22 protein-coding genes, 1 tRNA gene and 2 pseudogenes are annotated in these 17,908 nt (G+C 65.0%); 11 read left to right on the forward strand and 14 right to left on the reverse strand.

What is annotated here, in order from left to right; genetic code table 11:
- Positions 1 to 31: 31 nt before the first annotated feature.
- Positions 32 to 529, reverse strand: a complete 498-nt coding sequence (locus tag ACERIM_RS15845) for a hypothetical protein (RefSeq protein WP_373633425.1) — start codon at positions 527 to 529, stop codon at positions 32 to 34.
- Between the two features lie 79 nt (positions 530 to 608).
- Here ACERIM_RS15845 and ACERIM_RS15850 point away from each other — a divergent pair, with 79 nt between their 5' ends.
- The 3 genes from ACERIM_RS15850 to ACERIM_RS15860 are packed head-to-tail and all read left to right on the forward strand — an operon-like array spanning position 609 to position 3,576.
- The gene (locus tag ACERIM_RS15850) at positions 609 to 2,036 is read left to right on the forward strand and encodes an NAD(P)H-hydrate dehydratase (protein WP_373633415.1); all 1,428 of its coding nucleotides are present in this window, start codon (positions 609 to 611) and stop codon (positions 2,034 to 2,036) included.
- Positions 2,029 to 2,544 (forward strand): cyclic pyranopterin monophosphate synthase MoaC, encoded by a 516-nt coding sequence (gene moaC / locus ACERIM_RS15855; RefSeq protein ID WP_100243419.1) that lies wholly within the window; start codon positions 2,029 to 2,031, stop codon positions 2,542 to 2,544. Before ACERIM_RS15850 ends, moaC begins: the two co-directional genes overlap by 8 nt.
- Positions 2,545 to 2,550: 6 nt before the next feature.
- Positions 2,551 to 3,576, forward strand: coding sequence for a nitronate monooxygenase family protein (locus tag ACERIM_RS15860; RefSeq protein ID WP_006649371.1), 1,026 nt, complete (start codon positions 2,551 to 2,553; stop codon positions 3,574 to 3,576).
- A 36-nt stretch (positions 3,577 to 3,612) separates the two neighbouring features.
- Here the strand turns inward: ACERIM_RS15860 and ACERIM_RS15865 are convergent, their stop codons facing one another.
- The 5 genes from ACERIM_RS15865 to ACERIM_RS15885 form a co-directional block, all read right to left on the reverse strand.
- The gene (locus ACERIM_RS15865) at positions 3,613 to 4,356 is read right to left on the reverse strand and encodes a beta-ketoacyl-ACP reductase (protein WP_006179688.1); all 744 of its coding nucleotides are present in this window, start codon (positions 4,354 to 4,356) and stop codon (positions 3,613 to 3,615) included.
- A 116-nt stretch (positions 4,357 to 4,472) separates the two neighbouring features.
- Positions 4,473 to 6,050: a class III poly(R)-hydroxyalkanoic acid synthase subunit PhaC gene (gene phaC, locus ACERIM_RS15870; protein ID WP_373633416.1), complete on the reverse strand. Its 1,578-nt coding sequence runs from the start codon at positions 6,048 to 6,050 to the stop codon at positions 4,473 to 4,475.
- Complete coding sequence (locus ACERIM_RS15875) at positions 6,047 to 6,595, reverse strand: poly(R)-hydroxyalkanoic acid synthase subunit PhaE (RefSeq protein WP_006179686.1); 549 nt, start codon at positions 6,593 to 6,595, stop codon at positions 6,047 to 6,049. Before ACERIM_RS15875 ends, phaC begins: the two co-directional genes overlap by 4 nt.
- Before the next feature lie 44 nt (positions 6,596 to 6,639).
- Positions 6,640 to 7,125: a hypothetical protein gene (locus ACERIM_RS15880; RefSeq protein ID WP_006649373.1), complete on the reverse strand. Its 486-nt coding sequence runs from the start codon at positions 7,123 to 7,125 to the stop codon at positions 6,640 to 6,642.
- Positions 7,122 to 7,442: an AbrB/MazE/SpoVT family DNA-binding domain-containing protein gene (locus tag ACERIM_RS15885; protein ID WP_006649374.1), complete on the reverse strand. Its 321-nt coding sequence runs from the start codon at positions 7,440 to 7,442 to the stop codon at positions 7,122 to 7,124. Before ACERIM_RS15885 ends, ACERIM_RS15880 begins: the two co-directional genes overlap by 4 nt.
- A 63-nt stretch (positions 7,443 to 7,505) precedes the next feature.
- On the opposite strand from ACERIM_RS15885, the gene ACERIM_RS15890 reads away from it, so the two are divergent.
- The 4 genes from ACERIM_RS15890 to cdd all read left to right on the forward strand — a co-directional run bounded on the left by ACERIM_RS15890 (position 7,506) and on the right by cdd (position 10,328).
- Complete coding sequence (locus tag ACERIM_RS15890) at positions 7,506 to 7,634, forward strand: hypothetical protein (protein WP_373633417.1); 129 nt, start codon at positions 7,506 to 7,508, stop codon at positions 7,632 to 7,634.
- 121 nt (positions 7,635 to 7,755) lie between these two features.
- A complete protein-coding gene (locus ACERIM_RS15895) occupies positions 7,756 to 8,394 on the forward strand; it encodes a MaoC family dehydratase (protein WP_373633418.1) in 639 nt (212 codons plus the stop codon).
- A gap of 83 nt (positions 8,395 to 8,477) precedes the next feature.
- A complete protein-coding gene (locus ACERIM_RS15900) occupies positions 8,478 to 9,872 on the forward strand; it encodes a phosphomannomutase (protein WP_373633419.1) in 1,395 nt (464 codons plus the stop codon).
- 63 nt (positions 9,873 to 9,935) lie between these two features.
- A complete protein-coding gene (cdd, locus tag ACERIM_RS15905) occupies positions 9,936 to 10,328 on the forward strand; it encodes a cytidine deaminase (protein ID WP_373633420.1) in 393 nt (130 codons plus the stop codon).
- 137 nt (positions 10,329 to 10,465) lie between these two features.
- On the opposite strand, the gene ACERIM_RS15910 is transcribed toward cdd, so the two are convergent.
- Positions 10,466 to 10,714, reverse strand: a complete 249-nt coding sequence (locus tag ACERIM_RS15910) for a hypothetical protein (RefSeq protein WP_373633421.1) — start codon at positions 10,712 to 10,714, stop codon at positions 10,466 to 10,468.
- Between the two features lie 23 nt (positions 10,715 to 10,737).
- On the opposite strand from ACERIM_RS15910, the pseudogene ACERIM_RS15915 reads away from it, so the two are divergent.
- Positions 10,738 to 11,581, forward strand: a pseudogene (locus ACERIM_RS15915) (IS1595 family transposase).
- A 274-nt stretch (positions 11,582 to 11,855) separates the two neighbouring features.
- Here ACERIM_RS15915 and ACERIM_RS15920 read toward each other — a convergent pair.
- A complete protein-coding gene (locus ACERIM_RS15920) occupies positions 11,856 to 12,449 on the reverse strand; it encodes a riboflavin synthase (RefSeq protein ID WP_373633422.1) in 594 nt (197 codons plus the stop codon).
- Positions 12,450 to 12,629: 180 nt separating this feature from the next.
- Here ACERIM_RS15920 and ACERIM_RS15925 point away from each other — a divergent pair.
- Positions 12,630 to 12,840 (forward strand): annotated as a pseudogene (locus tag ACERIM_RS15925) (IS1595 family transposase); the annotation flags it as partial.
- 193 nt (positions 12,841 to 13,033) lie between these two features.
- Here the strand turns inward: ACERIM_RS15925 and ACERIM_RS15930 are convergent.
- On the reverse strand, positions 13,034 to 13,465 hold the full coding sequence (locus ACERIM_RS15930; RefSeq protein WP_373633423.1) for a DUF488 domain-containing protein: 432 nt from the start codon (positions 13,463 to 13,465) through the stop codon (positions 13,034 to 13,036).
- Between the two features lie 59 nt (positions 13,466 to 13,524).
- On the opposite strand from ACERIM_RS15930, the gene ACERIM_RS15935 reads away from it, so the two are divergent.
- Positions 13,525 to 14,346 (forward strand): nucleoside phosphorylase, encoded by an 822-nt coding sequence (locus ACERIM_RS15935; protein ID WP_373633424.1) that lies wholly within the window; start codon positions 13,525 to 13,527, stop codon positions 14,344 to 14,346.
- 21 nt (positions 14,347 to 14,367) lie between these two features.
- Here the strand turns inward: ACERIM_RS15935 and ACERIM_RS15940 are convergent, their stop codons facing one another.
- The 4 genes from ACERIM_RS15940 to ACERIM_RS15955 all read right to left on the reverse strand — a co-directional run bounded on the left by ACERIM_RS15940 (position 14,368) and on the right by ACERIM_RS15955 (position 16,579).
- The gene (locus ACERIM_RS15940; RefSeq protein WP_006649380.1) at positions 14,368 to 15,135 is read right to left on the reverse strand and encodes a mechanosensitive ion channel domain-containing protein; all 768 of its coding nucleotides are present in this window, start codon (positions 15,133 to 15,135) and stop codon (positions 14,368 to 14,370) included.
- A 1-nt stretch (position 15,136) separates the two neighbouring features.
- Positions 15,137 to 15,949 carry a diadenylate cyclase DacZ gene (dacZ, locus tag ACERIM_RS15945; protein WP_006649381.1) on the reverse strand — a complete coding sequence of 271 codons (813 nt, stop codon included), beginning with the start codon at positions 15,947 to 15,949 and terminating at the stop codon, positions 15,137 to 15,139.
- A 314-nt stretch (positions 15,950 to 16,263) separates the two neighbouring features.
- Positions 16,264 to 16,348, reverse strand: a tRNA-Leu gene (locus tag ACERIM_RS15950).
- A gap of 57 nt (positions 16,349 to 16,405) precedes the next feature.
- Positions 16,406 to 16,579, reverse strand: a complete 174-nt coding sequence (locus ACERIM_RS15955) for a hypothetical protein (protein WP_006179676.1) — start codon at positions 16,577 to 16,579, stop codon at positions 16,406 to 16,408.
- Between the two features lie 221 nt (positions 16,580 to 16,800).
- Here ACERIM_RS15955 and ACERIM_RS15960 point away from each other — a divergent pair, with 221 nt between their 5' ends.
- Complete coding sequence (locus tag ACERIM_RS15960) at positions 16,801 to 17,109, forward strand: cyclin (RefSeq protein ID WP_006179675.1); 309 nt, start codon at positions 16,801 to 16,803, stop codon at positions 17,107 to 17,109.
- A gap of 149 nt (positions 17,110 to 17,258) precedes the next feature.
- On the opposite strand, the gene ACERIM_RS15965 is transcribed toward ACERIM_RS15960, so the two are convergent.
- Complete coding sequence (locus ACERIM_RS15965) at positions 17,259 to 17,726, reverse strand: phosphopantetheine adenylyltransferase (RefSeq protein WP_006179674.1); 468 nt, start codon at positions 17,724 to 17,726, stop codon at positions 17,259 to 17,261.
- Between the last annotated feature and the right edge of the window lie 182 nt (positions 17,727 to 17,908).

The raw sequence follows: 17,908 nt of genomic DNA on the forward strand, positions 1-17,908 counted from the left end.
GGGTGAGTAGACCGCTCGAGACGCCGTGGGTTCACTCGGCGTCGGACAAATGAGCCGCGAGCCACGGCGGTTTCTCGGTATACGCCCACTTGGCCCAGTCGGCCTTCTCGCCGGCGTAGTAGGCGCGGTAGGCAGCGACCGGATCGCCGGGCTGTTTGTACTCGTCCGGCATAGCCTGGGGACGTGGTGTCGGCTCCGCGGACGGGAACGCGATCGCGTCGACGTCGATGCGTTCGATGACCGTCCAGCTCGCGTGAGCCTCGTCCTTGTCGTAGCGTTCGACGAACTCCGCGTTGAGCGCCTCGGCGTGGTCGCGCAGCCGGAGCCAGTTGGCCCGCGATTCGGTTGCCCACCGCGTGACGGGGTGATCGACGTGAGTCGACCCGTAGAGGAACTCGGCCTCGTAGCCGTTCTCGCGGGCGGCAGTACACAGGACCTGGGCGGCCTCGAGTAGCAGCTTGTTGACGTGCTGGTCGCAGTGGTACCGCGCCGCGAGGCGAGGGTCCTCGTCGAGCCAGAAGACGTTCACGGACGGGCTGGGGGCCGCGTCGGTTTCAGGCTGCCGGTCGTCCGCAATCTTCACCAGTCGGCCGGTCGAATCAGTAGCCATGATTACAGGCGAACGGATGGCCGCCGTCGACGAGAACGCCGCGTCGCTTGGCGTCCCGCGAAAGCAGTTGATGGAGTCGAGCGGGGGCGCCGTCGCTCGCGCGGTCCGCGAGGTCGCGGAACCGGGTGCGAGCGTTACCATCGTCGCCGGACGTGGCAACAACGGCGGGGACGCGTTCGTCGCGGCCCGGTTTCTCGATGAATACGACGTCACGACGCTGTTGCTGGGCCGGGCCGAGCGGATCGGCACCGAGATCGCTCGCGAGAACTGGGCGGCCCTCCAGCGGGCCGACTACGAGACACACGAGATCACGGACTCGAGCGGGATCAACCTCCCCGAGGCGGACGTGATCGTCGATGCGATGCTCGGGACGGGAATCAGCGGCGAGTTGCGGGAACCGGCCGCCACCGCGGCCGCGGCGATCAACGTCGCCGACGCGACGGTCGTCTCGGTCGACGTCCCCTCCGGGTTTGACGCCGACGGCGGCGACCACGCCGACAACGGCGTCGAAGCCGATCGGGTCGTCACCTTCCACGACACGAAGCCGGGACTCGACGACCTCGAGGCGGCCGTCACGGTCGCGGACATCGGCATCCCGGCCGCCGCCGAGCGGTTCGTCGGCCCCGGTGACGTGGCCCTCGCGCGACCGGACGGTCGCGAAGGTCGACCCAACGTCATCGGCGGCGGTCCCTACACCGGCGCGCCGGCGCTGGCCGCACAGGCGGCCCTGCGGGCCGGCGCGGAACTGTCCTTCGTCGCCGCCCCCGATTCCGTCGCCGGCGAGATACAGGGCTACAGCGAGGACCTGATCGTCCAGCCCTACGACAGCGAGGTTCTGACGCCCGATGTGGCCGACGACCTGCTCGAGACGGCCGAGCGCTACGACAACGTCGTCGTCATCGGCCCCGGCCTCGGGACCGCCGACGAGACCCTCGAGGCGACTCGTCAGTTCCTCTCGGCCTACACGGGCCGGGCGGTCGTCGACGCCGACGCGCTCGCGGTCGTCCCCGAGTTAGAGACCGACGCGACGCTGGTCTGTACGCCCAACCGGGGCGAACTGGCACGGATGGGCGGCCCGGACACCGACGATCTGGCGGCCGCGGCCGACGAGATCGAGGCGTTCGCGGCCGATCTGGGACACGTCGTCCTCGCGAAGGGTGCAAACGACGTGATCACCGACGGCGAGCGGACCCGGATCAGTCGCTCGGGCACCGTCGGCATGAAAGTCGGCGGCACCGGCGACACGCTCGCCGGGATCGTCGCGGCGCTGCTCGAGCATGCCGACCCGCTCGAGGCCGCCGCGGCGGGCGCTCAGGTTAACGGGCTCGCGGGCGAACGCCTCGCCGAGCGCGACGACTACGGCCTCCTCGCGTCGGAACTGGTCGGGGAACTCCCGGGGGTCCTCTGGGGTGGTGACGATGAGTGACGACCGCTTGGCCGACAGTGCGGACGAAGGTAGCGCCGACGATCTCACGCATACCACCGAGGACGGGGACGTCCAGATGGTCGATGTCGGCGACAAGCCCGACAGCGAGCGCCGCGCGGTCGCAGCCGGCGAGATCCGCCTGCAGCCCGCGACGATCGAGGCGATCCGGGCCGACGAGGTCGGCAAGGGCGACGTCCTCGCGACTGCCCGCGTCGGCGCGATCCAGGCCGTCAAACACACCTGGGAGACGATCCCGATGTGTCACCAGATCCCGATCACGAACGTCGATACCGAGTTCGCCCTCGACGAGGACCGGATCGAACTCCGGGTCACCGTCGAGACCACCGGCAAGACCGGCTGCGAGATGGAGGCCCTCGAGGGCGTGACGACCGGCCTGAACGTCGTCTGGGACATGGTCAAGGCCGTGGAAAAGGACGCGGACGGACAGTACCCCGACACCGGGATCGAGGACGTTCGAGTCCTCGAGAAGGAAAAGCGGCAGGCGTAGTCACGGATGACGCTCGAGACGCGACTCACTGACCTGCTCGGAATCGAGTACCCGATCGTCCAGGCACCGATCGGCAGCGCGACCACACCGGAACTCGCGGCCGCCATCTCGAACGCCGGCGGGCTCGGTCACCTCGCGGTCACGTGGCGCGACCGCGAGGAAACGCGGCGAGCGATCCGCGAGACCCGCGGGCTGACCGACGACCCGTTCGCAGTCAACCTCGTGCTGGACGAAGCGACGACGGCCATCGACACCGCCGACCACCTCGAGGCCGTTCTCGATGCGGGCGCGCCGATCGTCACCCTCTCGTTCGGCGATACCGCTCCGTACGTCGATCGGATCCACGAGGCAGGCGCGGTCGTCACCCGGACGGTCGGCAGCGCCGAGGCGGCCCGCGACGCCGTCGACGCCGGCGTCGATGCCGTCGTCACGCAGGGCCTCGAGGCCGGCGGTCACGTCCAGAGCGAGGTCGCGACGACGGCACTCGTGCCGCGGGTCGCGGACGCGGTCGGCGACGAGGTCCCGGTCGTCGCGGCCGGCGGGATCGCCGACGGCCGAGGGATCGCCGCCGCGCTCGCGCTCGGGGCCGACGGCGCGTGGCTCGGGACTCGATTCGTCGCGAGCGAGGAGGCGCGCGTTCACGACGAGTACCGGCGGCGGCTCCGCGAGAGCGACGAGACTGATACCGCCTATACGACGCTGTTCGACAAGGGCTGGCCGGGGACGCCGCATCGGGTCCTCGAGAACGAGACGCTCGAGCGCTGGCGCGAGGCCGGCGAACCGCCCGCCGGCGAGCGACCGGGCGAAGACGAGGTCGTCGCGCGGACCGACAGCGGTGACGGTGCCCCCATCGAACGCTACGACGAGGCGCTCGCGACGCCCGGCGTCGAGGGCGACGTCGAATCGATGGCGCTGTTTGCCGGCCAGAGCGTCGGATTGACGAACGACGTTCGTCCCGCAGGAGAGATCGTCGCGGAACTCGCCGCGGAAACGGCGGACGCGATTTCAGAACTCCCGGGGAGTGCAGACTGAGTCGCGTTCGAACGCAGAACGAAGCGACGACTGTCGTTACAGGTCCATCCCGCCGTTGACGTCGATCACTTCGCCGGTCACGTACGAGGAGTCCTTGCTGGCGAGGAATCGAACTACTGCGGCGATGTCTTCGACCTCCGCCAGTCGCTCGAGAGGGATCCCCGCGATGATCCGGTCTAACACCTTGTCCGGGACGCTCTCGAGCATATCGGTAGCGGTAAAGCCCGGTGCGACGCAGTTGGCCGTCGATCCCCCCTTCGCGAGTTCGAGGGCGATCGTCCGCGTGAAGCCGAACATCCCGCTTTTCGCGGCCGCGTAGTTTGCCTGGCCGTAGTTGCCCTGTTTGCCGACGACGCTCGAGATGTTGATCAATCGACCCTCTTCGGCGTTCCAGAGGTCGTCGTAGAACAGTTGCGTACAGTTGAACATGCCGCCCAGATTGACGTCCATCACGCGGTTCCACTCCTCGGGGGACATCTCGGTGAACTGTTTGTCGGCTGTGATGCCGGCGTTGTTCACGAGGACGTCCGCCGGGCCGAACGCCTCGTGGCAGACCTCGACCATGTTCTCGACCGCCGCACGGTCGGAGACGTCGGCCTGAGCCGCGACCGCCGAGCCGCCGGCCGATTCGATGGCGTCGACTGCCTCGTAGGCCTCGCCCTCCGACGATCGGTAGTTGATGACGACGTTCGCTCCCTCCTCGCCGAGGTACTCGGCGATGCCGCGACCGATCCCCTTCGCCGAGCCCGTAATAACGCAGGTGCGACCATCCATGGACATAACTCACACATTCAACGTCCGATGGTAAATAACGACCTGTTAGCTATCAATACAGTGAGTGCAAACGACCGGAGGGCGACCGGGGCGATCGGATCGCCCCATCGTCGACACCGGCCTCAGCGCTCTCGAGCCTGGTCGATCCAGTCTTCGACTCGAGTCGGCGAGATCCCGGTTTCGGCGGCGAGGTCGGCGGCATCGGCGTTGGCCAACTCCGCGAACGTCTCGATCCCGGCCTCGGCGAGCGCCGCTGCGTAGGCGTCGCCGATGCCCCGGAGATCGGTGAGATCGTCGGGTTCGGACGCGATCTCCGAGGCCGCGTCCTCGCCAGCGACCTCCTCGACGACGTCCTCGTCGACGGTCATCTCGCCCGGCTCGGCCGGTTCTGCCTGGACGTCCCCCTCGCCGCGATCGGCGATCTCCGCGTCCGAGAGATCCTGACCGTGGAACTCGCTCGTCTCGGCGTCGATATCCGTCCCCGACTCGAAGTCGACGCCGCCGTCGGCGAGGTCGCTGGCACCCGATTCGTTGCCGGCGACGTCCTCGGCCAGCGCCGCGTCCGCGGCGTCGGGGTCGGTCGACCGATCCGAGGTGCGTGACCCTTCTTCCGTCCCGTTCGAGCGCGCCTCGAACCAGTCACAGACTTCCGGCCAGAGTTCCGCGTGGCTTCGCGAGGAGACGGACATGCCGATGTGGCCCGTCGCGAACTCGAGGATCTCGGTGTCGTCCGAGGCGATCTCGTCGTTGAACGGTTTGGAGGCCGCCGGCGGGATGAGGTGGTCGTACTCCGCGACGATCTGGAGGACGGGCATGTCGATGTTGGCCAGATCGACGTGTTCGCCGCCCAACCGGAGTTCGTTTGCGTAGAGCTTGTTCTCCTGATAGATGTCGCGGATGAACTCCTCGTAGGCCTCGCCGGCCACGTCGATCCCCTCCGCCAGCCAGCGCTCCATCCGGGCGAAGTTCTCGACGAAGTCCTCGTCTTCCATGTTGTCGTAAAACGTGACGTACTTGGTCACGTTGTTCTGGACCGGATCCATCAGGGCGAAGCCGACGTCCAAGAACTCGGCGGGAACGTTGTCGAACGTCGCCGTGACCGTCTCGGGGTCGTAGTAGTCCTCGCTGCCCCACAGCTCGAGGACGCCGCCGTCGCCGTCGAAGCAGAGCCCGGCGGCCATCAGCGCCAAGTTCTCGACTTTCTCGGGAGACAAGGAGGCGTACATGGCCGACATCGTCCCGCCCATGCAGTAGCCGAGGATGTTGATCGCGTCCAGTCCGGAGCGATCCCGAACCACGTCGACGCAGTTGTCGATATACCGGTTGACGTAGTCGTCGAGACCGAGCGTCCGATCCAGCTTGGAGGGTTCGCCCCAGTCGATCAGGTAGACGTCGAAGCCGGCCTCGAGCAGCGTCTGGACCACCGAGCGGTCCGGCTGGAGATCGAGGATGTAGGGTTTGTTGATCAGCGCGTAGACGATGAGGATGGGGATGTCGTGTTGCTCCTCCGTCATCGGCTCGTAGTGGAGGAGTTCGAGCTTGTTCTCCTCGTAGACGACCTCGCTGGGCGTTTGCCCGACCCCGACGTTCTCGACGGTTTCGGTCCGGTCGGGTGCGACGCTGCTTTTCTCGGCCAGGTCGGCGGTCGCCTCCCAGGCCTGCCGTTGCATGTTCAGGGCGGTTGCGAAGGGGTTCTTCATTGCTCCTCTAGGTGGTCGAGAACGCGGTCGAGTTTCTGCTCGACGGCGTGCTGGCGGCGCTCGAGTTCGACGAGCCGGTCCCCGACCTCGACGATGTCGTCCTCGGTCGCGAAGCCGAGCGTGTGCAGCGTCTCCTGAGCCGCCTCGTCGGCCTGCTGTTGCAGTTCGAGGACGTCGCCGACGGTCTCGCCGGTCATCTTGGCGAACGCGGTCGTCGACATCACGTCCTTGAACGCCTCGTTGGCCGTGTTGAGCCAGATGTCACGGAACTCCTCGATGTCGACGTCCTCGCCCTCGAGCTGGTCGTTCATCCGATCGACCATCTGCTGGGAGGCGTTCATCCACGTCTCGTAGGCACGGGCATAGCCCTCGACGCCGTCGGAGAGTTCCTCGTCCTCGCTCAGTTCGCCGACGCTTTCGGACCAGCGCTCGACGAACTGGGCCTGCGCTTCCATGTTGTCCTCGAGTGCGTCGAGGAACTGCTCGTTCCACTGTTCGGCGAACGCGCTCCAGTCTCCTGCCTGGGGCTGGTGTTGGTCTGACATATACGGAAATTGGGGATGGTGGGTGAAAAACGGGTGGGCCTAATTCAGGCCGACGCGTCGAACTCGTCGGCGGCGGTCTCGACGTCCTCGGCGACCGCTTCGACGTTCTCCTCGACCTGCTCGTGGGCCTCGAGGGCGGCGTCGAACGACGAGTCGACGACTTCGGAGTAGTTCGCGGCGAACTCCTCGTAGGCGAGTTCGGACTCCTCGAGGGCCTCAAGGACGGCCTCGAGCGACTGCGACTGGGCCTCGGTCGCGGAATCGAAACTCTCGTCGACGAGATCGCGGAGGTCGTCGAACTCGGCGGCCTCTTCGGGCATCGACGCTTCGAGGGCGTCGAAATAGGCGTGGATCGCGCCCTTGGTCAGTTCGGCGTTGGACTCGGCCAGCGATCCCGACGTCTCGACGACGTCGGCGACGGCGCTGATCGAGGTCTGCTGGGCCTCGAGAGCCTCGTGGGCGAACGACTGGCTTTGTTCGAGTGCGGTGCGCTGTGCGTCGAAGACTGCGGTGAATGGGTTCTGAGTCATGATTGATCCTCTCGGTTGCGTTTGACGGGGACGACGATCGTCTGGACGATATCGCCCTCCTCGATGTCGAGGGCGTCCCGTTCGGGTTCGGGAATGCTGATCCGACCGCCGCTTTGGACGCGGGCCTTGAACGTCGCCGTGCCCATGTTCATCGGGCCAAAGGCCGACGTATCCTCGAGCGGATTCGCCGAACTGGCCTGGAGCAACTGTTTCATCATCTCCTGCTGGGACTGGGCAACCTGCTCGCCCGCTTCCTGCATCTGCTCGGTAAACATGGCAGGCGGGAACCAGGGCGATCGGTCGGAGTCGTCCGTCATCAACAGTCTCTTGGATCGCGGACAGCATAAGGCTTTCCACTAGATACCATCTAGTACCAGCAGATGGTTTCAGGGGGTTCGAAGTGGGTCACTCCGGGCCACGTCGCCGACCCGTCCGGACAGTCCCCGTCTCGAGCGAGTCCCATCGGTGCCGACCGCTCGCCGATCACGACCGTCATGGCGACGGGATGACCGGCGAATACGACCGAGTCGTAATCGAGTTTTACGGCGATTTGTGGCCAGTAACACGGGCTTGGATCGGCCGAAATGCAGCCAAAGAAGTCATATACGTCCCTCGCTTAGCCGCTCGTAGATGTCACACGAGAACACTGGGGGTGAGAACTTCGCCGCCATGACCGACGCTTGGTCGGCGATGACGCGGGGGTTCCTCCGAACCGCGACCGCGGCCAACCGAGCGGCCGTCTCCGCGATGGTTCCCGCCGCCAACGGCGACCGCGATTCCGAAGGCGACAGGATCGTACCGCCGATCCCCTCCATCGAGTACTCCGACCTCGACTGGCAGTTCGATCGCACGGTCGATGACCCCGACGGCATCAGCGTCGGCGACACCGTCACCTTCGAGAAGGCGCTGACCGACGAGGACGTCCGGGCCTTCGCCGCGGTCAGCGGCGACACGAACAGACTCCACCTCGACGAGGACTTCGCCGAAGAGACCCGCTTCGGCGAACGTATCGTCCACGGGACGCTCGTCTCCGGACTCATCAGTGCCGCCCTCGCTCGCCTCCCAGGACTCACGATCTATCTCTCACAGGACCTCGAGTTCAGCGGCCCCGTCGGCATCGGCGATCGCGTCGCCGCCCGCGTCGAGATCGTCGAGTCCCTCGGCAACGACCAGTACCGCCTCGAGACGGTCGTCCGAAACGAGGACGACGACGCGACCGTAATCGACGGCGAGGCCGTCGTACTGATCGACGACCTGCCGGCGGAGTAACCCCTTTTGTCCGGCGTCGAGCCCCGCTATCGTCCGCGACGAGTTGCAACGTTGCTAAGTGGCTGCTCGCGGAACGAGCGCATATGACGCTGTTCGGAACCGCGGGGATTCGCGGTCCCGTCGATGAGGTAACGCCGTCGCTCGCGCTCGCCGTCGGCCAAGCCGCCGGCGAACCCGGGGCGACGTTCGTCGTCGGCCGCGACGGGCGAGAGACCGGCCCGGCGCTCTCGGCGGCGATGGAAGCCGGCCTCGAGAGCGCCGGGGCCGACGTCCGCCGTGTTGGACAGGTGCCGACGCCTGCACTGGCCTACGCCTCGCGCGGCCGGCGGGGCGTGATGCTCACCGCCAGCCACAACCCGCCAGCGGACAACGGCATCAAGCTCTTCGCCGACGGCGTCGAGTACGACAGCGGCGCCGAACGGGCCGTCGACGAGGCCGTTGCGGCCGAGGACGGCCTCGCTAACTGGGACGAGTGGGGCGACGGCGAACGCCTCGCCGTCCTCTCGGAGTACCGCGACGCGGTCACCGGCTACGTCCGGGAGCGGTTCGCCGATGCCGGTCCCGATGGCGACGCCGCGACTCCGCCGGACCCGCTCGAGGGACTGCGGATCGCCGTCGACTGCGGGAACGGCGTCGGCGCGCTCGCGACCCCACAGGTCCTCGAGCGACTCGGCGCGACGGTCGTCGCGGTCAACGCCTCCGTCGACGGCCACTTTCCCGGCCGGGGGAGCAAACCGACCCCGGAGACGCTCGCGGAGTTCTCGGCGTTCGTCGCGGACGGCGAGTTCGACCTTGGACTCGCTCACGACGGCGACGCCGACCGGCTGGTCGTCCTCGACCCCGACGGCGAGGTGATCCACGAGGACACGGTCCTCGCAGTGGTTGCGGCACGCTACACGGCCGACAGCGACGCCGACGACCCCGTCGTCGTCACCACACCCAACGCTTCCGCCCGTATCGACGAGCGGGTCCGCGCGGCCGGCGGCCGGGTCGAGCGCGTCCGGCTCGGGGCACTCCACGAGGGGATCGCGCGGGAGCGCGAGCGCGGCTCGGACGACACCGAAATCGCCTTCGCCGCCGAGCCCTGGAAGCACATCCACACCGCCTTCGGCGGCTGGATCGATGGCGTCGCAAGCGCGGCGGTCGTCGCCGCGCTCGTCGCCGCGGCCGGCGACACCGACCGGCTCCGGGAGCCGGTCACCGAACGCCCCTACCGAAAGGTCAGTCTCGACTGCCCCGACACGGCCAAAAGCGACGCCATGTCTGCCCTCGAGAGCGACCTGCCCGACGCGTTCCCCGAGGCCGCCGTCGACACCGACTACGGCGTCCGCCTCGAGTTCGACGACGCCTCGTGGCTGCTGGTCCGCCCGAGCGGTACCGAACCCTACGTGCGCCTCTACGCGGAGAGCGAGTCGGTCGACGATCTCGTCGACGAGGCCAGCGGGGTCATCGAAGCGGCAATCGAGGACGTCCGGTAGCGGTCGTCGACGACCGGCGTCGGAGCCGACATCCTTTGGTCCCCGCCGGTCGAATCGGGTCCCATGAACGACTTGATCGCGGCCGCCCGCGACGCACAGGACCGGGCCCACGTCCCCTACTCCGAGTACCGTGTCGGTGCCGCCCTCGAGACGGCCGACGGCGCGGTCTTCACCGGCTGTAACCTCGAGAACGCCAACTACAGCAACAGCCTCCACGCCGAGGAGGTCGCGGTCGCCGAGGCGGTCAAGAACGGCCACCGCGAGTTCTCGCGGCTCGCGGTCAGTTCCGATCGGCGCGACGGCGTCACGCCCTGTGGAATGTGTCGCCAGACGCTGGCGGAGTTCTGCGACGACGACGACCTCGCCGTGATCTGTGACGAGGGCGGCGACGACGTGACCGAGTACACGCTGGGCGAACTGCTGCCGAACACGATCTCCGAAGAAACGCTTGAGTAGGTCTCGAGCCAGCGGCCGCCTGCGTCGTTACCCGCATCAGAACTTGCGTTCGAACGGCACCGGCTCCGAGATGGTGTAGTACGGCCCTCCGAGGCGGTCGACCGTGTCGAGGTCGCGGGCGTCGAGTTTGCCGTCGGTCAGTCGCCGAGGCACATCAGTTTGTCGTGGACCGCGAGCGAGTCGTGGAGCGTACACTCCATCGAGATCGTCGCGTCCGCGACCCGCGGAGCCGAGACGGTGTGATACTCGCCGCGGTCGCCGTCGGGCGTGTTGAAGAGGACGGTCGGCTCCTGCAGAGAGACGTAGTTGGACGAACTAACGCTCTTCTGTAGGAGATTGTTGATGCTGCGTAGCTGTCGCTCTAGAATCAAAGAGAGCAAGGACACCGCGTCAGCGGTGTCCGTTAGGTATGATTCCGCTCAATGTGTTTGGATCGGAATCGGTCGCAGCGGACCAGTTACAGCAGGTTCGCTGGCGTAACGGAGTTCCTTGCCCTCGCTGCGGTTCTTGACCGTCAGGTCAGAACGGCAGCTATGGACACCTTCAGCGCTATCTGTGTGTGAATTGTGACCGTACATTCAACGACAAGACCGGCACGATCTTCGCCCATTCGAAGATTGCACTCAGAGAGTGGCTGTTCTCGATATACGTGTTTCTCCGGTTTGACACGAGTTTTCACCAACTTCAGTAGAGATCGACGTCCAGTACAAAACGATCTACCAGCACGTCGAGCGATTCACGAAGGCGCTCGACACGCCTTCGCTCGACCTCGTCGGTCCCCTCGAAATCGACGAAGTCTGCGTTTCTTTAGGGCTAAAAGGCCGCGAGCGCGACCGATCGTCGCGCTCGCGTGGCCTCTCCACGCGTGGACGAGGACCGTACGAGCAGGACAAGCCACCCGTGTTTATTCTGGCTGATCGCGGCACCGGCGACCGCTACGTGCTGCCAGCGAAAGCCGCTGATGAATCGACAATTCGACTCCTCCTTGCTGACCGCAAAGAAGTGTCGATCACGGTCTATACCGACGGCTTTCGAGCGTACGAACCGCTCGACGAGGACAACGCATTCGACCGCGAATACGTCGTCCACGGCGACGGCGAATACGCCGATGGAGACGTTCACGTCACTACCTGCGAGAGCCATGGATCGCTGGCGCTATCCTGCCTCTCGCCCCATCAATGCGTCTCCAAGGACAAGCCTACCGAAAACCAGGGAAAGAGGCACTCAAAACCATCTTCGAAACTACGCTCTAACTCACCAACAATCTACGCCACAAGAGTGATCGGCTATCAGTCGCGACCGCCTCAAGGGCGCTATCTAAATCTACTTCGGAGATTTGCTACGTCACGACGCCTACTGTCTCGTGATGGGTTCCCACTGACCGCTCGAGTTCAGCTTCGAGTGCAGCATTTTGACGGCCAGATAGCCTACTGTACCAGATACGAACAACGCTAAATTCCTCAACGAGGACACGGGTGACAGCATCCCTAGCCTCTTCAAGAGTACGGCGTGGAAGGACTTTTTCGGCTACTGCGTCTCGGAGACGATGTTCTCGACGTACCGAGCAACGACGTCGGTTTCGATGTTCACGTGGTCACCGGTCGACTTCTCCGAGAGATTTGAGATATTCCACGTCTCCGGGATGATCGTCACCGAAAAACTGTCGTCTTCGACGCCAGTGACGGTGAGACTCATTCCCTCGATAGTGATGTACCCTTTCTCGACGATGTACTGGCTTAGATCGGCCGGTTTTTTAAGTGTAAGGTTCCACCCTTCATCGAGTTCCTCGATATCGAGGATCTCGGCGGTGTCTTCGACATGTCCTTCAACGATGTGGCCCCCCATCCTGTCGCTCGGCTGTAGTGGCCGTTCCAGCGTGACGGACTGTCCAGCTGCTAGCTCGGAGAACCAACTCCGTTCGAGCGTCTCCTCGGCGGCAAAACACTCGATTTCACCGCCGCCGACCTCTTCGACCGTCAAACAGACACCGCTGATCGAGATACTATCCCCAACCGACAGGTCGTCGAACACGCCGTCTGCGCTGATCACAAGGCGACGTCCCTCGCCCGCATCGGTGACTTCTGCTACCTTTCCTGTTGTCTCTGCAATCCCAGTATACACAGGTCAAAATACACTACGGTATTAATATGGGTTTTGGTTTGTCTGAATTTAATATCTCCCACCGATATATAATTCAAATTTTGTAAATATAAAATAAATATTATTTAATTATATACTGGCTGGGTGTAACGGATACAATGTACGCCCGATACGACATGGGTGAACTCGCGATTTGGGCGCTTCGAGATCCACGGCGACGGTGAATACGCTGACGGCGAAGTCCACGTTAACAGCTGTCAGAGCCACGCGTCGCTGACGCGACGGTGGCTCTCGCCCCACCGAGGAGTATCAAAAGACATGCTAACGCAGTATCTTAGAGCCTTTCAGCTCCGGACTCTACAGAAAACCAGGTGATGAAGCGCTCAAACATGCTCTTGACGCCGCGCTCTGAAAATCAACAGCGTGCTTCACAAGAGCGACGAACTAAACGGGGCGAGGTTATCGGTCCCGTTCTCGCTTCGCGTGCTGACCCTGGCGATCGGGCGGGGCGTGACGGCGGTCTTGACGAACCGCGCTATCTCGTCGTTGGATCGCTCCGACGGGTCGAACTCGTGCCTCTCCTCGTCCGTTTGCGGGCCGCCTACTCAAGCCTGTGTGTCGAGGTACTCCCGGAGGATCGTCCGGTGACACCGCTTCTTCTCGGTGTTTTCGTAACAGACCAGCGCCAGCGACTCGCCCGCTGCCAACCGCTCGGAGAGCGTTTCGATCGCCGCCCGCGCGCTGTCGTCGCTCTCGAGATGGTCCCGGTAGGCCTCGCCGAACCCGACCTGATCCCACGCGGCGTTGTGGGCACCCTCCTCGCAAAGCCCCTGTATCTTCATGTCCTCCTCGGCGTCGCGCATCGACTCGAGGAGCGGTTCCGGGGGCCCGAGTTCGGGCAGGTTCTTGTCGACGGCCGCGTGGAACCACGAGGTCGGCCGGCGGACGACGCCGACCCGGGTCGCGTCGGCCGGCAGCTCCGCCAGGTCGTGCTGGATCGCCGCGACATAGGTGTCCGTGAGCGTCCCGCGTGCCATACCGTCGCTACGGCCGCCCCGGGTTTATATACAGCGTCGCACCGAACCGCCGCTATTCGATGACTCGAGACAGCGAAGACCCGAACGCCGACGAACAGTACCACCTCGAGGTCGGCCCCGACGACGTGGCCGACACCGTGTTGTTGCCGGGCAATCCCGAACGCCTCGAGAAGATCGTGGCGTCCTGGGACGACCACGAGATCCGCGGCCACCACCGCGAGTACCGCACCGCGACCGGCAGTTACGAGGGGACGCCGGTCTCGGTCACCTCGACGGGGATCGGTAGCCCGTCGGCCGCGATCGCCGTCGAGGAACTGGCCCGGATCGGTGTCGACACGTTCCTCCGGGTCGGTTCCTGCGGCGCGATCCAGCCCGACATGGCAGTCGGCGACCTGGTGATCACCACCGGCGCGGTCCGTCAGGAGGGGACCAGCGACGAGTACGTCCGCGAGGACTACCCGGCCGCCGCCGACGGCGAGGTCGTCTCGGCGCTGGTCGCCGCCGCCGAACGGCTCGGCTACGACTACCACACCGGCGTGACGATGAGTTCGGACTCCTTTTACGCGGGCCAGGGCCGGCCCGGGTTCGACGGCTTCGAGGCCGCCGGTTCGGACGAGTTAGTCGACGAACTCAAAGCGGCGAACGTGAAGAACATCGAGATGGAAGCCAGCGCCATCCTGACCCTCGCGAACCTCTACGGGCTCCGGGCCGGCGCGGTCTGTACCGTCTATGCCAACCGCGAGACCGGCGCGTTCCGGACCGAAGGCGAGTCCCGTGCCGCCGAGACCGCGACGCTTGCGACGCACTTGCTGGCGAAGATGGATGCCGTCAAACGCGAGGCCGGCGTCGATCGCTGGCACGCCGGCCTCTCGCTCGAGTAGTCGGTTCCCGTCTCGGCCCAGTCAGTCCCGCATCCGGACGATCCCGTCTTCGAAGACTTTCCGATTGGGGACGATGTACTCCTCGGAGTCGTCCTCGATCTTGGTGACGAACAGATCGACTTCCTGAACGATACCGGTCTGGTCGCCGATCCGGATCTCGTCGCCGATCCCGTAGGGCTGGTTCAGAAGCAGATAGATTCCGGCGGCGCTCGAGACGAGGAAGTCCTTGAACGCAACGGTACCGACGATGACGATGCCGATGGCGTAGACGGTCAGCAGGATCAAGAGCGCGAGAACGTGGACGCCGACCTGCCCGAGCGCGATGATGAAAGTGACATAGAGGACGGAGTACTTGACCACTTTCGGGATGACCGATACTTCGGGGAGCTTGACGCCACGGAGGTACTCGCTGACGATCAGTTCCGTCTTGTCCGCGACGATAAACCCCAGAATGAGGACGAGGACGGCGATGAACAGTTGGGGGACGAACTCGGTGACCCGCAGCCAGAAGGCGTCGGTGTCGAGCAGCTGGGCGATGTGGATCGCGGTCAACACCGCGATGCCGTAGATGAACCACGAACTCAGGCGGGCGACGATCTCGACCGTCGAGGTACCGATCGACTGGGCGGTCCGCTCGAAGGGGGTTCCTTCGACGGCCTCCGGGACGCCCGACGCCGAGAGCAGTTCCTCGTTGAGCCGACCGACCAGATAGCCGACGGCGAGGCCGAGCGTCAGTACCGCCGCGGCTATGACGGCCGGTTCGTTCAGAAGCGGCTGCCACTCTACCATATCAGTACGCCTCCGGATCGACCTCCAGGATGAGTTCTCCGGCCTTGAACGCCCGGACGAGGCCGTCACTCTCCGAGAGGACGATCGCGATCGCATTGGTATCGCGCGTGATCGCGCCGCCGGCCATGTGCCGCGCGCCCAACCCCTTCGGGATGTCGACCCCCTCCGCGGAGGGCTCGAGGTAGCGATACGCCGAGACGATCTTGCCCGCGTCGGAGATGATGAAGGCACCGTCGAGCCGCGAAAACTCCTTGAGCATCACGTTGACGATCGGATCGCCGACGTGAACGTGGGACTTCTCGAAGGGGTTGTAGGAAAGCGGGCGGGACTTGTTCATCACCTTGCCCGCGTCACCGACGACGAACAGCGCGCCGACCGGCTTGCCCTTCTGGCCCTTCTTGCCTAGTTCGATCGCCACTTCCAGCACCGACTTGACTACTTCCGGATCGGCCCGAGACTTGACGAACAGGTCGTAGATCCCCGTCCGGGTCTCCGCGTCGGCCCGCACCCGCGAGACGGTATCGATTCCATCGCTGAAGACGCTGCTTGCACAGGCCAACTCGTCGCCGTCCTCGATCACGCCCTGCTCGAGAGCCCCCTCGAGGCCGTATCGGATCCGTTCGGAGATGTTCCCGAACTCGAGGGGGAGTTCGACGAACGTCTCCGCGCCGACGGCGTTTTCGGTCCCGACGACGATCACGTCGAGGTCCTCGATGTCCACGAACTGCTCGTAGTAGGAGCCGCTGGGTGAGAAGAGTACGACCGCATCGACACTCGCAAAGAGGTCCCCGAAGACGTCGTCTAACCCGGCCATTGAACATACAACCTGTTTCTGCCCGAATAAGCGTTATGGAGCGTCTGACGCTTGTCCGTCGTTTCTCTCGACAGTAGCCGGCCGAAACGATCGGCGCGGCCGTTGGCCCTCCAGCAGTGGCTCGGTCACCGGTCGTATCGCTCACGGATTTAGTCGCGATAGCAGCACGGCTCGAGGGAGTGTCGGGACCGATCGAGTATAGCGCGCGGGACCGGATTCGAACAACGGGAAGACGGACTCGCGTCGCTTCGTCCGTCTTCTCTCGTTCGAATCCGCTGACCGCATTCTCCGCTCACGAAGTTGTTCGCGGAGAATGCGCGGGACCGGATTCGAACCGGCGGACCCCTACGGGACAGCGTCCTAAGCGCTGCGCCGTTGGCCTGGCTTGGCTACCCGCGCTCGCTCTCGAGTTTTCACGAATCGAGTAAGTACCTGTCGGTCCGCGCCAAGCGGCGCTCAACAGTGGGTCACCGGCTCCTCGGGCGACCAGTCCGGTGGGACGATAAACGTCACGTGTTCCGAATCCCGAAGCTGGTGTAACTCCGCGGCCCGTTCGGCCAGCGAGCGCTCCCGGTAGGCCAACTCGAGCCCGCAGCCGGTACAGACGAGTTTGCAGGTTGGCTCTGTCATGAGGTGGACTCGACACGCCGCACGTCGACGGACCGTTGGGGCGACACGCGGTTTAGTAGTCGGCTCCTAGTCGAATCCGCCGCGAACGGTCCACACACTCCATGAATCGTAGCCGACCGTTGTGTCGGTAGTCTCTCGTTGGGACGGCGAGCCGATCGGCCGCTCGTCGAACGGCTCGCCGTGACCGCACGTTTATATCGGCTCAGCAGGTACTCGGAGGTATGCACAGTGCCCGGGACCGGGTCGAGTACGAGCCGTGGCTCGCGGAACTCGAGACGATCGCCGACCGCCTCGAGCTGTCGACGGAGGCTCGCTCGTGTGCGGTCGACCTCTTTCTGACCGACGTGCCCGAGTCGGATCGATCGAAGCGGGCGGTCCTGGCCGCCAGCCTCTATGCCGGCTCGCTCGTCGCCGGCGACGGCCGTACCCAGGGCGCGGTCGCCGACGCCGCCGACGTCTCCCGGCTCTCGATCCAATCGCGCTGGAAGGAGTTGCTCGAGGCGGCGGGTCTCGAGCCGCCGCGCTGGTAATCGTTTCGTAGCACGACCGTTCCACGACTCAGAAGCGGGCTGTCCCGGCGTAATTGTACGATACGAAGCCGTATCGGCCGGTACTGTCCGACGGCAATCGGCCGTTGGCTTGACGCTCGTCACCGACGGGTTGGTCTCCGCGACGACGCTTACTCCCCGTCGACGACGTTTCCGTGTTCGTCGATTTCGCCGTGGACGATCCGGGTACTCGAGATGATGTCGCCGTCGTCGGCCAGTACGTGGGGGACGACGACGACCTCGAGCGGGTCGTGGCCGCGTTCGCGGCGGATCTCGTTGATCCGCGTGCCGCCCTCGCGGGTCTCCGGCGAGACGACGAGATAGTCGTACTGCGGTTCCGTTGCGATCCCCGTTGGCGACTCAAGCAGCCGGACCTCGAACGTGCGGTCGTGATCGGCCGCGATCGACTCGAGTTCCGACTCGAGGTTTCGTTTCCGTTCGTCGAACGACCGAACCCGCCGGTCGACGTCTCGTGTCTTCGGGGCGAGGTCGTCGCTGGTCAAGCCGACAGTCACGTCCCCGAGTTCGAACGCCCGTTCGAACAGCCGCCGATGGCCGTCATGAACGGGGTCGAAGGTCCCACCAAGCGCGACGTCCATACCCCACCACACTTCCGCGGAGTGTATAAAACGGTCGAATCTCCGTCTTTTGTCCGGGCGAACTGCGGCCGCGGAACAGTTTATTTCGACAGCCGTCGAAACTCCCCTTCGCATTGTTTTTTGTAGTCGCCCACAGTGTCCCCGATATGGGATTAGACGAGGACGCACTCGAGTACCATCGA

The organism is Natrinema sp. H-ect1 (assembly GCF_041821105.1).
GTDB classification, from domain to species: Archaea; Halobacteriota; Halobacteria; order Halobacteriales; family Natrialbaceae; genus Natrinema; species Natrinema thermotolerans.

Excerpts from the sequence above, each read along its gene's own strand:
- ACERIM_RS15850 (WP_373633415.1), top strand. The coding sequence starts at position 609 with ATGATTACAGGCGAACGGATGGCCGCCGTCGACGAGAACGCCGCGTCG.
- moaC (WP_100243419.1), top strand. The coding sequence starts at position 2,029 with ATGAGTGACGACCGCTTGGCCGACAGTGCGGACGAAGGTAGCGCCGAC.
- ACERIM_RS15860 (WP_006649371.1), top strand. The coding sequence starts at position 2,551 with ATGACGCTCGAGACGCGACTCACTGACCTGCTCGGAATCGAGTACCCG.
- ACERIM_RS15865 (WP_006179688.1), bottom strand. The coding sequence starts at position 4,356 with ATGTCCATGGATGGTCGCACCTGCGTTATTACGGGCTCGGCGAAGGGG.
- phaC (WP_373633416.1), bottom strand. The coding sequence starts at position 6,050 with ATGAAGAACCCCTTCGCAACCGCCCTGAACATGCAACGGCAGGCCTGG.
- ACERIM_RS15875 (WP_006179686.1), bottom strand. The coding sequence starts at position 6,595 with ATGTCAGACCAACACCAGCCCCAGGCAGGAGACTGGAGCGCGTTCGCC.
- ACERIM_RS15880 (WP_006649373.1), bottom strand. The coding sequence starts at position 7,125 with ATGACTCAGAACCCATTCACCGCAGTCTTCGACGCACAGCGCACCGCA.
- ACERIM_RS15885 (WP_006649374.1), bottom strand. The coding sequence starts at position 7,442 with ATGACGGACGACTCCGACCGATCGCCCTGGTTCCCGCCTGCCATGTTT.
- ACERIM_RS15890 (WP_373633417.1), top strand. The coding sequence starts at position 7,506 with ATGGTTTCAGGGGGTTCGAAGTGGGTCACTCCGGGCCACGTCGCCGAC.
- ACERIM_RS15895 (WP_373633418.1), top strand. The coding sequence starts at position 7,756 with ATGTCACACGAGAACACTGGGGGTGAGAACTTCGCCGCCATGACCGAC.
- ACERIM_RS15900 (WP_373633419.1), top strand. The coding sequence starts at position 8,478 with ATGACGCTGTTCGGAACCGCGGGGATTCGCGGTCCCGTCGATGAGGTA.
- cdd (WP_373633420.1), top strand. The coding sequence starts at position 9,936 with ATGAACGACTTGATCGCGGCCGCCCGCGACGCACAGGACCGGGCCCAC.
- ACERIM_RS15930 (WP_373633423.1), bottom strand. The coding sequence starts at position 13,465 with ATGGCACGCGGGACGCTCACGGACACCTATGTCGCGGCGATCCAGCAC.
- ACERIM_RS15935 (WP_373633424.1), top strand. The coding sequence starts at position 13,525 with ATGACTCGAGACAGCGAAGACCCGAACGCCGACGAACAGTACCACCTC.
- ACERIM_RS15940 (WP_006649380.1), bottom strand. The coding sequence starts at position 15,135 with ATGGTAGAGTGGCAGCCGCTTCTGAACGAACCGGCCGTCATAGCCGCG.
- dacZ (WP_006649381.1), bottom strand. The coding sequence starts at position 15,949 with ATGGCCGGGTTAGACGACGTCTTCGGGGACCTCTTTGCGAGTGTCGAT.
- ACERIM_RS15955 (WP_006179676.1), bottom strand. The coding sequence starts at position 16,579 with ATGACAGAGCCAACCTGCAAACTCGTCTGTACCGGCTGCGGGCTCGAG.
- ACERIM_RS15960 (WP_006179675.1), top strand. The coding sequence starts at position 16,801 with ATGCACAGTGCCCGGGACCGGGTCGAGTACGAGCCGTGGCTCGCGGAA.
- ACERIM_RS15965 (WP_006179674.1), bottom strand. The coding sequence starts at position 17,726 with ATGGACGTCGCGCTTGGTGGGACCTTCGACCCCGTTCATGACGGCCAT.